Origin of the sequence: Streptomyces sp. NBC_01224, from assembly GCF_036002945.1 — a bacterium.
Lineage (GTDB): Bacteria > Actinomycetota > Actinomycetes > Streptomycetales > Streptomycetaceae > Streptomyces.
In genome coordinates, this window is sequence record NZ_CP108529.1 from 9,319,247 (window position 1) to 9,333,441 (window position 14,195).

Sequence of the window (14,195 nt, forward strand, 5' to 3'; positions counted from 1 at the left end):
ACTGCGCCCGCTGCGTGCCTCGGACACCCCAAGCGATGACGACGGCGAAGTGGAGTAGGGCGGCTTTGAGGCCAATGGGTACAGCATTGGACTCTCCCACCGTGGGAGAGTCCACCATGATGGCGTGCAAGACGAACTTCTCACCATCGGGCGCTTCGCCCGCCTGTGCCGGCTCAGCGTCAAGCAGCTACGGCACTACGACGAGATGGGGCTATTGGCTCCGGTCCGCGTGGATGCCAGCTCCGGCTACCGCTATTACGCACCTGAACAGGCGCGTGATGCCCTGACCATTGCCCTGCTCCGCGAGATGGATCTTCCCTTGGCTGTGATCGCCCAGGCGCTTACTGCCGAGCCTGAGAGCAGGGCACAGATTCTGCGCGCTGAGCGGGACCGGCTGGCCGAGCGGATCAGCAGGGACCAGGCACGGCTGGAGATGCTGGAGCGGCTGGCGGAGGGTGGCCTGGCCGGCTATGAGGTGACGATGAGCAGGGAGCCGGAGCGATGGCTGGCAGTGGTGCGAGCGGTCTGCACCCCTGCGGAGATCGGGGAGAGGGTCGAGGAATGCGTAGGCCGGCTGCTGCCCGTGCTTGGCAGGGCGGGAATCGCTTGGGAGCCGCCGTTGTGGGGGCTGTACCCGCTGGATCTGGAGGAGCGGATGGAGATCGCCGTCGGGGCGCAGACGCCGCAGGGGGAGGGGACACCCGGCCTGGAGTTCGAGATGCTGCCCGGCGGGCTCGTTGCCGAGACCGTGCACGTCGGGTCCTACGCTCAGCTGCCCTTGGCCTACAACGCTCTCTTCGCCGCCGTCCACGAGCGCGGACTGCGGCCGCATGCGCCCGTACGTGAGGCGTATCTCGTCGGCCCGGCAGAGGCGCCGCAAGAAGAACTGATGACCCGGCTGATCATTCCCGTCCAGGAGAGCATGGCATGAGCACAGTAATAGATATCGATGCCCGCGGTAGGCGGCACTGCGAGACGACAGCGCTGGGGGTGCTGCTGCGGCACCAAGGACTCGATCTGTCCGAGCCCATGCTCTTCGGCCTCGGCTCCGGTCTGTCCTTCATCTACTGGGACAACAAGAACATGGGCTTCCCCTTCCTCGGGGGACGGGTCAAGCCTTTCGGCCTCACCAGAAACCTGGCCACCAGACTCAAGCTGGACCTTCTGGTCCAGGAGACCGCCTCGCCCCGCAGGGCATGGGAGAACGTGGTGGCCCCCATCGACGCCGGCCACCCCGTCGGACTGCAGCTCGACAGCTACTACCTGGACTACTTCGGGTCGAAGGTGCACTTCGGCGGTCATATCGTCGCCATGTACGGCTACGACGACCACGACGCCCACCTGGTGGACACCGACCAGCAAGGCGGAGCCGTATCCACCAGTCTGACCAGCCTCGCCCAGGCCAGAGCCGCACGCGGCCCGATGACCGCCAAGCACCGGTCCTTCACCCTCACCGTTCCGAGGGACCTGCCCTCCCCACAGGGACAGATCATTCCCGCTATCACCGCCTGCGCCGACGCCTTCCTCAACCCGCCCATCGCCAACCTCGGCCACCGAGGCATCGAAAAGGCCGGCAAGCTGGTACGCACATGGCTCCAGCGCACCGACAACCCGCAGCGGGACCTGCCGCAAGCCGCCCTCCTGATGGAGAAGGCCGGCACCGGCGGCGCCCTGTTCCGCAACCTCTACCGCGACTTCCTCGCCCAATGCACCCAACTGCTCGACAGCAGACACCTGCGCACCGGCCACAGTCTGTACACCGAGGCAGCCACCCTGTGGACCGAAGCCGCAGCACTGATCACAAAAGCCGGTGAATCGGGCGATACGCAGTGCCTCGCACAGGCAGGCACCATCCTCAGCGATCTTTCACGCATGGAGCGCGAGGCCATGCAGGCGCTGAGCTGCCTGGGGAGTGATACCCCAAGCGCAATCCAGCCCTGACACTCTTCAAAAAACCTCCGTTCTCTGAAGATCGCTCTGCGGTGCCGCCCGCGCCAGTTCTTGAGGTGGGCGAAGCCATGCTCGACCGGGGCGCGTCCGGTGGCAACGACTCGTTGCCGACCTCCTCAAGAACGCGCCCTGCACCGCGATGACCGGGCGTCGCCTGTTCACCGGCACAGCTGAGGCATCCCCGTCCGGCTTTATTCACGGTTCGCGACAGCAGTTGTTCATGACTGCGGAAGGCACCCGTCGGGCGGCGAGGGCGATGTTCACGAGTACGGGTTCTGGCACACATTTCGTGAAAGATCTAGCCAGCAGGACGCGCGCGTCACGTGACCTGCGGGGACCACGCGTCACCGGGTTCCGGTGACGCCGGACTCAAGGTCGCTCACGGAATGTGTGCCAGAGCCCGAGTACGGGAGGCGGTCCGAGTCGAGCCCCGTTTGCCCGTCGACGGCGCCGCCACCGACCGCGTGGCCCCGTAGCCAGCGTCCTTTTCCTCGGTCTGCCAGGAGGCGTTGCAGTCCGGATGGCGGCCATCCCCTCCAGAGACCGGGCGCTGCTGTTCGTCGTGAACATCCGAGACGCGTCGGCCGCCGCGGTGCCCCTCCGCGCTATGCCGTCGTCGGCTCGCGTACCCGTTCGTTTGGCGAGCTTGTACCCGGCGTCGACGACGGCCGGCGGAGGGCTCCCGACTCGCCGTACCAGACGAGGTTCGGTGGCATCCGAATGGTGTCGGGTGGGCGGGCCGGGGGACGAGGGGCCCGGAGTACCGGGGTGTGGACGAGCTTCCCCTGCCCCCTCAGGCGTCAACTCAGCGTGCCGATACCGCTGTCGGCTTCGGAAGTGTGCAGCCCGTGGCCGACAGGTTGAGCTTGTTGCCCGTCGTGAAGCAGGCGGGGATGCCGTAGGTCTCCTGGGCGTATCCGATCCCCCTGCGGATGGTGATGGCCCCCTGCTCGTTTACCTCGCAGGGGTTGTCGAGGGTGCAGCTTTCACCGCTCTCGTTGGTGGTGTTGTTTATCGCCGTGACCTGCCCGGTCGTCGTGTCGATGACCGGGGAGCCCGAGGTGCCCCCGATGACCTGGCACTCCGGCGTGTAGCGGACGGCGTCCTTCCATGTCCACTGGCCCTCTTTCAGGCGGTACGCGAATCCGTCGACGGAGCAGGAGTAGACCCGCTTCCAGTAGCCGGAGACCACGTCGATCGCGTGCCCCTGCACCGGGTGGGTCGCGGACAGCGTCAGCGGCGCGATTCCCGTGGACTGCTGTATCTGGGCGTAGGTCTTGGTCAGTTGGTAGAGCGTGACGTCCGTGTCGGTCATCGTCGCGTAGACGACTTTGTTCGCCTTGAGTGTTCCGGCGGTGCCGGCCGAGGCGTTGAGCAGCGTGAAGCTGCGGGTGGAGGACTGGTTGGTGATGACCTGACCCGCGCTCGGGAAGCCAGTTTCGAGGCAGTGGCCGTTCGTCATGACCAGCCCCGGGTCCGTCGCCTGCGAGTTCGGCATGCGGACCAGGGAGCCTGAGCAGTTGCTGAGCGCCACGGTGCCGGCGAAGGAGACGGCTGTCACCGTGGCGGGCGTACTGTCAGGATGCACGGCGGCTGTCGCGGCAGTGGGGGTCGCCCCGCTCGCGCGGTCGGGTGCTGCGACTGCCGTGCCCGTGGTGCCTACCAAGGCGGCGGCACCGAGGGTCACGGCGGTGAGGGTGGCGAGGAGAGGCTTGCGCATGGTGATGGTCGGTCCTCTCGGTTCGGCCCGGGAGCCCGGTGGCCCCGGACGGCGAAGGGTGACCGCATTGTCGGCGTACAGCCAAGTTCCCCGCTACCCCACCACTCCGTCTTGGCTCTTTCCGCCCCCTTGACGGCCACCGCACCGGGACTGTCTTCCTTGGCCATGGGCACACAAAGGCCGACCGTCCCGCCGCCTTGAGCTCGTCACACGGTCATGTCGAGGTGCGCTGGTGAGGTGTGACCGCTGTGACGAATCCGCCGTTCATGGGGTGTGGGGAACCGGCCGTGGATCGTGGACGACGAATTGCGGGAGCTGATCGAGCCTCTGCTGACGCGTACCGCCTCATCGTTCACGTCGACCGACAGCACCGCCACGTCCGCGATCGAGGGGAACGGTAATTCCTCCAGCCGGAGCACCGCTTCTTCCACGGACCCGAACTCTGGGCCACACCGCACCCGGTACGGGTCAATTTCAGGCAACTTCCCAAGGGTCCGCCGGACTCGTAACCGTCACTCAGCGTGCACACTCCGCTGAGTAGGCCCGGAGCGCGGTCCCGGGATTGCTCCCGGTCCGTTCTCCGGACCTCTCGCCGCACCCGCCGTGCGTCTCTCAACGCAACGGGCTCTCCACGGCCTGCCCCTTCCCCCGTAGCGTGGAGTCCTTGATTGCAGGGGAGGTTGGGATTCATGAGGTCCAAGCAACAGAAGTATGATGCCGAGTTCCGTGAGGGGGCTTACGCATCGTAATCGAGACGGGGAAGCCGGTCCCTGAGGTCGCCGGAGAGCTCGGTGTCCACCCCGGGCACGCTGCATAGCTGGGTCTCGCGCTGGCGCCGCAACGGGTCGGCGTCGTCGGACCGGCCGGCCGAGGGCACAGGTCGAGCGGATGCGCGAGTCCGAACGCGCCGAACTGGAGTGACTGCGGCGGGAGATGAGCGAGAAGAACAAGCGGATACGGGAGTTGGAGATGGAACGTGATGTCCTAAAGCGATGCATGGTCCTCTGGGTGAAGTGACCGGCGCGGACCTGGCCGATCTTCTCCAGGAACGCATCGATCATCTTCGGCCGCGGCTCGCGCTCGAACGGGTTCCGCCCGCTGGCACGGGCCTCGACATAACGCTTGACCGTCTTCGGGTCGTGCCCCGTGAGAGCGGCCGCCGACCATACCGTCCCGGTCAGGTCGTACGCCTCGAATATCTCCATGATCTCTCTGTCAGACTTCGTCACAGGACCTCTTCGACCGATTCGCTGATGCTTCGCAAACACCAGCAAATCGGATGAAGGGGTCTCCTCGTCTACGGAGCGATTAGGAACACCGCAGGCCGGATGGCCATCCACCTGGATTTCTGGTGGCCATCAGCCGGGACTCAACTGGCCGCACACCTGGACTCTGCCACGGCCGCCGACATCAGCGCTTGAGCGTGAAGGCGAAGTCGCCGGAGCGCTTGCCGCTCAGCCGGACTACCGAAGCGAGTTTCCCCTCCGTGATCAGTCTCTCGACCTCGGCCCGCGAAAGACCGCAATCTTCAGCGATCAGTCGCACCGGCTGCACAGGTATCCGCGCCGCAAAGCGGACCGAGACCTGGCCAACACCGGCACAGGCGCCCACCGGCCGCGGTGCGCCCGGTGCGGCGGCGGACCGTACGGCGACTGCCAGGCCGGCCGTTCGGTTCGACCCGAGCCGCCCACGTCGCGGCGCCTTACGACCGGATCCTGGAGCAGCTCAGCTGTCAGGACAGGGTCGTTGGCGTGCAGCCGGTCCAGCAGCTGAGGTCGTACGGAGCGCACGTTCATCCGCTCCAGGACCGTGAGCTTTGCAGCTTCCCCGCAAGCGGTACAGAGCGCGAGGAGCCAGGCGTCGAGGAGCTTGTGGTTTGCGTTGACGCGAAATTTGCCGCTTGCCCGGAAGCGCTCGGACGCGCACATGTGGCAACGGCGGAGAACGAGCGGCAGGCAGGTGGGCGCGACCACCCAGTTTTTGAGCACAGAAGTACACCGGTTTCAGTGAGAAGTCCGCAGCAAAAAGCAGCGCGGCGCATAGGTGCGACGCGCGACGAATCAGCGCTCGGGGGGTCTCACAGGGTGAAGTTCCCCCTCTGAAGTGGACAGCCTGATACTGGGACGGATCAGTCCCGGAGGAAGCAGTCCAGGTTGAGTGGCAAGAGCAACATGAGCAAGCGGTACACGTCGGAGTTCAAGCGGGACGCGGTGGCACTGGTCCGGTCGTCAGGGCGGAACGTCACCGAGGTCGCCCGGGAACTCGGTGTGAGTGCGGAGGGGCTTCGCGGCTGGGTGAAGCAGGCGAAGGTCGACTGCGGCGAGGGGGCGCCCGGCGCGCTGACCACGGCGGAGAAGGATGAGCTCCAGCGGCTGCGCAGGGAGAACCGGGAACAGCAGCAGACGATCGAGATCTTGAAAAAAGCAGCGGCCTTCTTCGCGAAGGAGACGATGAAGTAGGCACGCTGTGCCGTTTCATCGACGCGGAGAAGGCCGCCGAGGCCAACCCTGGCGGCTACAGCGTGGCTTTGCTGTGCCGTGTCACGGGGATCAACCGCTCCACCTTCTACTCCTGGCTGGCGGCCCGGCCGACAGCGGCCGAACGACAGTGGCGCCGAGGACGAGTTGAGCGAGGAGATCCGTGAGATCCACGCCTCCTCGCGGGGTGCCTACGGCGCCCCGCGCGTGCACGCCGCGCTGCGGCGCAAGGGACATGCGATCAACCGGAAGAAGGTCGAGCGGATCATGCGCGAGCGCGACATCCGCGGCATCACCCGCCGCAGACGCCGCCACCTGACGCAACAGGACACCAAGGCCGCACCGGCTCCGGACCTGGTCGGCCGCGACTTCACCGCTAACCGGCCCGGCATGAAGCTCGTCGGTGACATCACCTATCTGCCGACGATCGACGGCTGGTGGTATCTCGCGACCGTCATCGACCTGGCGACGCGCGAGGTGATCGGTTACGCGATGGCCGAACACCATCGTGCCGAGCTGGTCACCGACGCGCTGCGGATGGCCGCCGGCCGCGGTGACCTTCAGGGTGGCTGCATCATGCACACCGATCGCGGAAGCGAGTACACGAGTGGCGAATTCCGCCGCGAACTACAGGAGTTGAACCTGAGGCAGAGCATGGGAAGAACCGGCATATGCTACGATAACGCCGCAGCCGAGAGCTTCTTCGGACTGCTGAAAGCGGAGATCGGCACCGCCGTCTGGGAGAGCCGCGAGGCGGCCCGCGCTGACATCTTCCGCTTCATCGAGGTCGAGTACAACCGCACCAGGCTCCGCAAGCACCCCGAGTTCGGGTACCTCACCCCACTCGAAACCCGAGCCAGGCTGCAGCACGACTTCACCCCCGCAGCGTAAGCAACCGCTGTCCAAGACCAGGGGGGAACTTCAGGTCAGCGAAACGGTGTCCGGTGGGCCAGGGCGAGCCGGTCGGGTCTTCGACCTTCTCGGGCTCAGGCTCGGGCTGGGCGGGATCGGGTGCCAGGACCCGCAGGCAGCCGCGGTGGTCGGCGACGCAGCGCTCGGCGGCCTCGCTCAAGTTGTGCCACAGGTGCCACCTGTCCGCCACCTGTACCGCCTGGGGTGCCCCGGTGGTGGCGCCTTCCGCGAAGAACGGTGCGCGATCGCGGCAAACCACCTCCACCCCTGGCCGTTTGGCGAGCCAAGCAGCAAGGCTGGATGCCTCCCGGTCGGGCAGCAGGTCCACCGGCCGTCGACTTTCGACGTCGACGAGGACGGTCCCGTAGTTGCGGCCCTTGCGGGTCGCGTACTCATCAACGCCGACCACCCTGGGGGCCGGAAGCTGCGGGTCGGGTAACGCCTGGACCAGCCGCAGCACAGTGCTGCGGCTGACGGATACGCCGAAGACGCTCGCCATGCGGGCACCGGCCCGGCCGGCGAGCGCGAGGCCGACCTCGGCCAGCACCGACCGCAGGCGCTCGGTTCGTCGGCTGTACCGACGGGTCAGCCCCGGCATCTGCTCGGCGAAGGTCCGCCGCTCGCAGGAGATGACCGGGCATGCGAACCGGCGGACACGTAAGCACAGTACAACCCGCCTTCCCGCACTCGGCACGTCAGTGGGAAACCGCAAGTAGGAACTGTGAATCCGCCGTGACCAGCTTCCGCAGTCTGGGCAGGAGGCCCCGGCTTCCGTGCTGCGGGCCTCGATGCGTACCGCCTCATCATTCATGTCGACCGCCAGCACCGCCACGTTCGCGATCGACGGGAACAGCAACTCCTCCAGCCGGGCCACCACTTCTTCCACGAGCCCGAACTGTCAGCCACTCCTCACCAGCCACTGGTCATTTTCAGGCAACTTCCCGAGGGTCCGCCGAGCGGGTCACCGTCACTCAGCGTGCTTGCTCCACGGAAAGTGAACCAGAACCCGAGTCTTGACAGCACCGGGGTTCTTGCCCGGACAGCACTCCTGTGCTCAGCCGCAGTCCGGCAGGGAGTACGGGATTTTCGTTTCTCCTCTGGGGAGAGGGGCGGTTAACCTCCGGGTCATGACGGACCTGGTTCATGATGACGGAACCTGCGGCAAGCCGGCGGCGACACGGGTGGCGGGCCCGGGGACGGGGTGGCAGGTGGAATGGGCCACCGGCGGCCTGATCGCCGGGTTCATCACGGGGGCGACCGGCCACGCCGACTGGGTGCGTTCGGCGGCGACAACCGTGGTTGACGGGCGCGCGGTCGCGATCACCGGAGCTGACGACGAAGCCGTGCTGGTGTGGGACCTGGCGACAGGTAAGCGGATCGGTGCCGCGCTGCCTGCCCGTGGCTCGGTGTGGACTGCGGCGACGGAGATGGTGGACGGCCGTACTGTTGCCCTCATTGCCGACCCGTCTGCGTTGGTGCAATCGTGGAACCTAGCCGAGGGTCGTCCCCTGGCGAGTCTCGCTGGTGGGGCGTGGGCTGCGGCGACAGGCGTGGTGAACGGTCGGCCCGTGGTCCTCATAGGCAGGCAAAACGTTCCCAGGCTGTTGATGTGGGACCCGGCCACGGGCGAGGTTGTGGGCGATCTCGTGAGCGACCCACCGGCGCGGCGCATCGGCGCCGTGGTGGCGGTGGCGACGGCAGTGGTGGACGGCCACACCAAGGCCGTCACTCTGCACGACGACAGCACCGTCGGGGCATGGAATCTGACTGAGTGTCTGTATCAGGGCCAGGTCGCACCCCCGACCGGGGGCAACTGGCAGCGGGTGTCGCTGACCGCCGCTGTCGTCGGCGGCCGCTTGGTCGCCGTCACCGGCAACTGGGACGGGCAGATTCAGGTGTGGGACGTGGCCGCGTGCACGGAAGTGACGGGGCGTGAGCCACTGACCGGCCATACTGGTCCGGTGTGGGCCCTCGCTACGACCGTGATCGACCGCCGTCCCCTCGTCGTTACCGGCGGTGATGACCGGACGGTACGGGTGTGGGACATGGCCGCCCACCGTCAGGTGGGCTCGGATCTGGTGCTCCCCTCGGAGGTGACCGCCGTGACCATGGCGTCCGACGGGCGGCTGGTGGTCGGGTTCGGGAGCGACATAGCGGTTCTGGCACCGCACAAGTCCTGAGCATTGCTCATCGTTTCTCGCCGATACCGCTGTACCGATGCTCTCCTACAGGAACGCCGTCCTATTGTCGGCTGTTGCGCGCACACTGTGTTAACCGCCCTGCTGATCACCTATGACCGGGTGGCTGACAACTACGCCCACATGGTGGTGACGACGGGAGTCGGTGACATCCGTAGGCATCCATGGCTCAAGGCGTCGATCGACGCTTTCGCAGACACCGTGAGCGGGCTCGGGCCTGTCCTCGACGTCGGCTGCGGGCCCGGAAGGGTAACTGCCTACCTTGCCGAACGCGGACTCGACGTGTCCGGAGTCGATCTCTCATCCCGCATGATCGAAAACGCGCGCCGTCTTCATCCGCAATGCCGTTTGTGCGACATCCCGTGAGTTCCCTTGAGCCCTGCTGAGTCCCTGTCCCTGCGGCCAGGGGGTTCCTCCTCCTTCGTGTGCTCTCCCGCCAGGTGACGTAACTTCGGGATTCTTGAAGCGTTCTCATCTCGTCCGACCGATTGGCGGTCCGGGTGAAGGTGAGGGGGATCGGGTTGACGGCACTGGCGGTCGTACGGGACCTCCGCGATGTGCGGGCTCCGGTCTCGGCGGAGGAGCTGGAGCAGTTCGAGACCGACGCGCTGGCCGGGTTCGTGCTCGCGCGGGCGTCGGCCGGGCTGACGGACGGCACCATCCGCGGGGACGTCGGTCACCTGGAACAGGTGCGGACGTGGTTCGGTCGGCCGCTGTGGGACATAGAGCCTGCCGACGCGGACGCGTACTTCGGGAAGGTGCTACGAAACTCGCCCAGCGGCACCCGGCTGGCCCGGTCGCAGGCGCTGACCACGTACTTCACTTTCCTGGAGTTGAGGCACAAGGTCGAACTGCACCGGATGACCGGCCGGGTTGTCGAGTGTCCGATCGACGAAATGAACCGGCCGCGCGGGGCGAAGGACGCCCAGCTGCGGATCCCGCCGCTGGAGTCGGAGGTCGGGCAGCTGTTCACCGGCTGGGCCGGCGAGCTGGCCACCTGCCGGAAGTTCGCCCCGATGGCCAGGAACTACACCGCCTCGAAGCTGATGTCCGAGGTGGGACTGAGGGTAAACGAGGCCCGCAGGCTGGACCTGGATGACATCAAGTGGAACCTCGGGCGGTTCGGTAAACTCCATGTCCGCTATGGCAAGGGCAAGCGCGGATCGGGCCCGCGCGAGCGGATGGTGCCGCTGATCAACGGTGCGGGCCGGACCCTGCGGTGGTTTATCGAGGATGTGTGGGGCCAGTTCGGCGACGACCACACCCGGCCCGGCGCCCCGCTGTTCCCCTCCGAGCGCAAGAACGCCGACGGCTCCTCGCGCCGGGTCGGCGACGACGCCCTGCGGGGCGGGCTGGCGGAGGCGACCAAGGCCCATTTGCCGAGCTGGACCGACAAGCTGACGCCGCACGTCCTGCGGCACTTCTGCGCGTCTGAGCTCTATTTGAACGGGCTCGACCTGATCTCCATCCAGGAGGTTTTGGGACATTCCTGGATTGCCACCACGATGCGGTACGTCCATGTGCAGCAGACCGGGTCGAGGACGCCTGGACGGCAGGACAAGAGCGGGCCGCGAAGCGGCTGGAAGGGCTGATCCGATGAGGTGGAACCTGCGGCTGACCGCCGCGAACAAGGGCATCTGGAAGGCGTCCGAGCTCCAACGGAGCCTGGCCGAGCACGGGTTGGTCATTTCGGCGGGAAAGATGTCCGGGCTGTGGTCCGGGCAGCCGGTCTCCCTCAAGCTGGAGGACCTGGACGTGATCTGCGTCGTCCTGTGCTGTGAGATCGGTGACCTGCTGATCCCCGAACCGCAGAAAGTCACCCGTCCCGGCCAGGACGCCGATGCCCGGCAAGCGGCCACCGGCTCCTCGGGACCGGCCCCGACGGTGGTTCCTCGCCGCCGTGATGGTCGGTCGCTTCCTCCGATGTGACCCATGGACCCGAGTTCCTGCCCGGATTGCCTGTCCTGGGGGCGTTTCTTCGAGCCGCGGTGCTCGACGTGTTCCTCGTTCGCCAGCCGCTGGAGGGTAGACGTGTGCGCCGGCTGCACGCGCCAAGTGCCCCTGCGGGAGGGGTACTGCCGTCTGTGCTGGGTCCAGGCGAGAACGGAGGCCGCCGCGACTGGCGACAAACCGGAGTCCTTCCTGTCTCACCTCCGCCACCAGCAGCTGTTCTTCTACGGACTGACGGCACTCTGGGACCGGCGCCCCAAGCCAGCGGCAGTCAAGTACGATCGCCGGGGCCTGCCCCGGCGGCCCGATCCGGCCCCTGCACCCCCTCCGTCCGCGGTCTGGTGCCAGCTCGCGCTGTTCGAGGCCCGCCGAGACCTCACGGGGCGGAGGGCCAGCGATGAGGACGCTCGCCGCGGCAATCCCTGGCTGGCCTGGGCCCGTCATAGCGCCCACCGGCTCGGCGAGGCCCGCGGCTGGCCCCGCAAGACTCGTCTGAACGTCGACCAAGCGCTGGTCATCGTCCTGACCGGCCATGCCGAGGGCGACGTAGTCCGGTACTCGGAAGTCTTCGCGGTGCTTCGGTCGCGCGGCCTGAGCGTCGAGCGGACCACGGAAGTACTCGACCACATCGGCGTATTCCTCGACGACCGGCCGTCGTCGTTCGAGCTGTGGCTGGAGTCCAAGCTCGACGGTCTCGCCACCGGGATCGCCCACGATGTCGGAGACTGGGCCCGGCTGCTGCACGATGGCGGCCCCCGTTCCCGGGCCCGCCATGCGGCGACGGTCTGGAACTACCTCAACCGGATCCGGCCCGTGCTGCTGGAATGGTCGGACCGTTACGACCACCTGCGCGAAGTCACCCGCGACGACGTACTCACCCACCTCGAAAACTTGCAGGGCTCGCCGCGGCAACACACCATCGTCGCCCTGCGGTCCTTGTTCGGCCGGGCCAAGAAGAACGGCACCATCTTCAAGAATCCGACCAGCCGCATCCGGGTCGGCCAACGGGAGGAAGGCGTCATCCAGCCCCTGGAGCCCGAGCACATCAACGGTTCCATCGCCGCCGTCACCCATCCCGCCGACCGGCTGATCCTCGCCCTCGCCGCCGTCCACGCGGCACGGCCTGCGGCGATCCGCCGCCTCCAACTCGACGACCTCGACATCGGCAACCGGCGCCTGTCCGTCGATGGCCGCACCCGTCGGCTGGACGAGCTCACCCTTCAGGTCGCCCGGGAATGGCTGGAGTTCCGGCGCCGTCGCTGGCCTGACACCGCCAACCCGCACCTACTGATCAACAAGCACACCGCACTGGGAACCGGCCCCATCGGCAAGAGCTCGGTCGCCGGGCCAGCACTGCACCGCCAGACCGCCACCCTGGAACGACTCCGCATGGACCGCCAGCTCGAAGAAGCCCTCGCTCACGGCCCCGACCCGCTCCACCTCGCTGAGGTCTTCGGCCTCAGCGAGAAGACCGCGATCCGATACGCGAACTCGGCGCGGGCGCTGCTGGAACAGGCAGCCGAGCACTCAACATCCCACTCAGGAAAAGAACTTGGCCCGGCCTGTGGAGCCTTGAAGAATGACGGCCATGCAGATTCGACAGGCATGGCCTGATGGCGCTTCAGCGGTCGCTGGCGTCTACGTGCGCTCCTGGCAGGTGGCCTTTGCCGGTCTTGTTCCGCAGCACTACCTCGATGCCATGGACCAAAGCCGTGAAGATTCCGGCTGGAAGACACGCATCGTAGCGACACAGTGGCCAACTTCGGGAGTACTGGTAGCCGAGACCGAGGTGGGGATCGTCGGGTTCGCAGGTTTCAGCCCGTCTCAGGAGACGCCCGCCGTCGCGGAAATCGGCACGCTCTACGCGATGCCGGAGGTGTGGGGCACGGGGATCGGAAAGCAGTTGATGCTGGCCACGCTGACCACCCTCGGACAGGCCGACTACACGCAGGCCACCTTGTGGGTACTGGAAGACAATGAACGCGCTCGGCGCTTCTATGAGGCCGCCGGTTGGCGCGCAGATGGCGCGGCCGTGGAAGACACCACTGGCGGAGCCGCCCTGAACAAGTTGCGATACCGCCGTCCTCTTGGCTAGCCCGCTCACCATCTTGTGCGTCCGGAAAGTCATGAAGCGGCGTGGTCGCGAGTTGGAGTCGAACTCGCGGATCCACTGCCGTGGAGCACGACGACGGACCCCCGGGTTCCCACCGAGAACCGTTCAGTTTCCCTGAACTCACGGCCTCTCAGGGGTTCACCGAGATACGCGACGAAGGGGCAATGAGTTGATCTCGGCGGGGTAGCGATAGGTCGGCTCAGCGGCAGACCTGGTCTGCGCCCACTACCTGCACACCCCCTTTGACCTGGACCGGGCAACCGTACTGCGCTCGGCCGCGCACGCACTGCGCCCGGGCGGGCGGCTGCTGGTCGTCGACCACGGCTCGGCCGCGCCGTGGTCGTGGAGGTAGTCGAGCTTGCTGGTGAACCCGCCCCGCGAGCGGCCCAGGCCCTCACCTGCCGCACCATCTCCACCAGGCGGGCGTTGAAGGCTCTGCCATGTGATTTCGTCCTGGTGTTCGGCGACTGCCGCCCCCTTTGATGTCGGGGCCGGCGGCAGGTCGGTGCGGGCCCCGGCCGCGTGCTGATGTGCACGGATGATGGTTGAGTCCACCGAGATGTCCCAGTCGATCTCACCCGCGGCATCGGCCGCGGCCTGGACCTGCTGCAGCAGACGTTCCCACGTTCCGTCGGCCGACCACAGCCGTGCCTTTCATAGACCGTCTTCCACGGCCCGAACCGTTCCGGCAGGTCACGCCACTGCACACCGGTCCGCACCCGGTGCAAGATCCCGTTGATCACCTGTCTGTGATCCCGCCACCGTCCACAACGCTGGTTACTGACCGGCAGGAACGGCCGCAGCTGTTCCCGCTCGGCATCACTCAGATCACCCCGCCACCCCGCCCCATATCCACGTCAACGACTCGGGCACCG

The 14,195-nt window shown here is 66.9% G+C and carries 12 protein-coding genes and 5 pseudogenes; 11 read left to right on the top strand and 6 right to left on the bottom strand.

The features are described from left to right. The first annotated feature begins 124 nt into the window (after positions 1–124). Together OG609_RS42475 and OG609_RS42480 are read left to right on the top strand one after the other, a co-directional pair. The gene (locus OG609_RS42475; protein WP_327277637.1) at positions 125–931 is read left to right on the top strand and encodes a MerR family transcriptional regulator; all 807 of its coding nucleotides are present in this window, start codon (positions 125–127) and stop codon (positions 929–931) included. Beyond that, positions 928–1,941 (top strand): BtrH N-terminal domain-containing protein, encoded by a 1,014-nt coding sequence (locus tag OG609_RS42480; RefSeq protein ID WP_327277638.1) that lies wholly within the window; start codon positions 928–930, stop codon positions 1,939–1,941. Before OG609_RS42475 ends, OG609_RS42480 begins: the two co-directional genes overlap by 4 nt. Positions 1,942–2,755: 814 nt before the next feature. Here the strand turns inward: OG609_RS42480 and OG609_RS42485 are convergent. From OG609_RS42485 to OG609_RS46590, 4 genes and pseudogenes are all read right to left on the bottom strand, one after another. Continuing rightward, the gene (locus OG609_RS42485) at positions 2,756–3,670 is read right to left on the bottom strand and encodes a S1 family peptidase (RefSeq protein WP_327277639.1); all 915 of its coding nucleotides are present in this window, start codon (positions 3,668–3,670) and stop codon (positions 2,756–2,758) included. Between the two features lie 206 nt (positions 3,671–3,876). Further along, the gene (locus OG609_RS42490; protein WP_327277640.1) at positions 3,877–4,101 is read right to left on the bottom strand and encodes a hypothetical protein; all 225 of its coding nucleotides are present in this window, start codon (positions 4,099–4,101) and stop codon (positions 3,877–3,879) included. Positions 4,102–5,080: 979 nt separating this feature from the next. Further along, positions 5,081–5,257, bottom strand: a pseudogene (locus tag OG609_RS46585) (DUF1062 domain-containing protein); the annotation flags it as partial. 104 nt (positions 5,258–5,361) lie between these two features. Then, a pseudogene (locus OG609_RS46590) lies at positions 5,362–5,658 on the bottom strand (DUF1062 domain-containing protein); the annotation flags it as partial. Between the two features lie 183 nt (positions 5,659–5,841). Between OG609_RS46590 and OG609_RS42500 the strand changes: the two are divergent. Further along, entirely contained in the window at positions 5,842–6,129 is a 288-nt protein-coding gene (locus OG609_RS42500; RefSeq protein WP_327270990.1) for a transposase, read from the top strand. A gap of 78 nt (positions 6,130–6,207) precedes the next feature. Next, positions 6,208–7,038 (top strand): IS3 family transposase, encoded by an 831-nt coding sequence (locus tag OG609_RS42505; RefSeq protein WP_327277641.1) that lies wholly within the window; start codon positions 6,208–6,210, stop codon positions 7,036–7,038. Here the strand turns inward: OG609_RS42505 and OG609_RS42510 are convergent. Continuing rightward, entirely contained in the window at positions 7,022–7,945 is a 924-nt protein-coding gene (locus OG609_RS42510; protein ID WP_327277642.1) for an ISL3 family transposase, read from the bottom strand. The genes OG609_RS42505 and OG609_RS42510 overlap by 17 nt on opposite strands. A gap of 241 nt (positions 7,946–8,186) precedes the next feature. Here OG609_RS42510 and OG609_RS42515 point away from each other — a divergent pair, with 241 nt between their 5' ends. From OG609_RS42515 to OG609_RS42545, 7 genes and pseudogenes are all read left to right on the top strand, one after another. After that, positions 8,187–9,239: a WD40 repeat domain-containing protein gene (locus OG609_RS42515; protein ID WP_327277643.1), complete on the top strand. Its 1,053-nt coding sequence runs from the start codon at positions 8,187–8,189 to the stop codon at positions 9,237–9,239. A 141-nt stretch (positions 9,240–9,380) separates the two neighbouring features. Beyond that, positions 9,381–9,605: pseudogene (locus OG609_RS42520) on the top strand (class I SAM-dependent methyltransferase); the annotation flags it as partial. A 173-nt stretch (positions 9,606–9,778) separates the two neighbouring features. After that, on the top strand, positions 9,779–10,849 hold the full coding sequence (locus OG609_RS42525; RefSeq protein WP_327277644.1) for a tyrosine-type recombinase/integrase: 1,071 nt from the start codon (positions 9,779–9,781) through the stop codon (positions 10,847–10,849). 4 nt (positions 10,850–10,853) lie between these two features. Next, complete coding sequence (locus OG609_RS42530; RefSeq protein WP_327277645.1) at positions 10,854–11,186, top strand: helix-turn-helix domain-containing protein; 333 nt, start codon at positions 10,854–10,856, stop codon at positions 11,184–11,186. Positions 11,187–11,312: 126 nt separating this feature from the next. Then, positions 11,313–12,821 carry a hypothetical protein gene (locus tag OG609_RS42535; protein WP_327277646.1) on the top strand — a complete coding sequence of 503 codons (1,509 nt, stop codon included), beginning with the start codon at positions 11,313–11,315 and terminating at the stop codon, positions 12,819–12,821. Next, positions 12,796–13,302, top strand: a complete 507-nt coding sequence (locus tag OG609_RS42540; RefSeq protein WP_327277647.1) for a GNAT family N-acetyltransferase — start codon at positions 12,796–12,798, stop codon at positions 13,300–13,302. The genes OG609_RS42535 and OG609_RS42540 overlap by 26 nt, the downstream gene beginning before the upstream one ends. 226 nt (positions 13,303–13,528) lie before the next feature. Next, a pseudogene (locus OG609_RS42545) lies at positions 13,529–13,666 on the top strand (SAM-dependent methyltransferase); the annotation flags it as partial. Here the strand turns inward: OG609_RS42545 and OG609_RS42550 are convergent. Next, positions 13,642–14,147 (bottom strand): annotated as a pseudogene (locus OG609_RS42550) (IS5 family transposase); the annotation flags it as partial. The pseudogenes OG609_RS42545 and OG609_RS42550 sit on opposite strands and share 25 nt — an antisense overlap. Positions 14,148–14,195: the final 48 nt, after the last annotated feature.

Excerpts from the sequence above, each read along its gene's own strand:
- OG609_RS42500 (WP_327270990.1), top strand. The coding sequence starts at position 5,842 with ATGAGCAAGCGGTACACGTCGGAGTTCAAGCGGGACGCGGTGGCACTG.
- OG609_RS42480 (WP_327277638.1), top strand. The coding sequence starts at position 928 with ATGAGCACAGTAATAGATATCGATGCCCGCGGTAGGCGGCACTGCGAG.
- OG609_RS42485 (WP_327277639.1), bottom strand. The coding sequence starts at position 3,670 with ATGCGCAAGCCTCTCCTCGCCACCCTCACCGCCGTGACCCTCGGTGCC.
- OG609_RS42540 (WP_327277647.1), top strand. The coding sequence starts at position 12,796 with ATGCAGATTCGACAGGCATGGCCTGATGGCGCTTCAGCGGTCGCTGGC.
- OG609_RS42515 (WP_327277643.1), top strand. The coding sequence starts at position 8,187 with ATGACGGACCTGGTTCATGATGACGGAACCTGCGGCAAGCCGGCGGCG.
- OG609_RS42530 (WP_327277645.1), top strand. The coding sequence starts at position 10,854 with ATGAGGTGGAACCTGCGGCTGACCGCCGCGAACAAGGGCATCTGGAAG.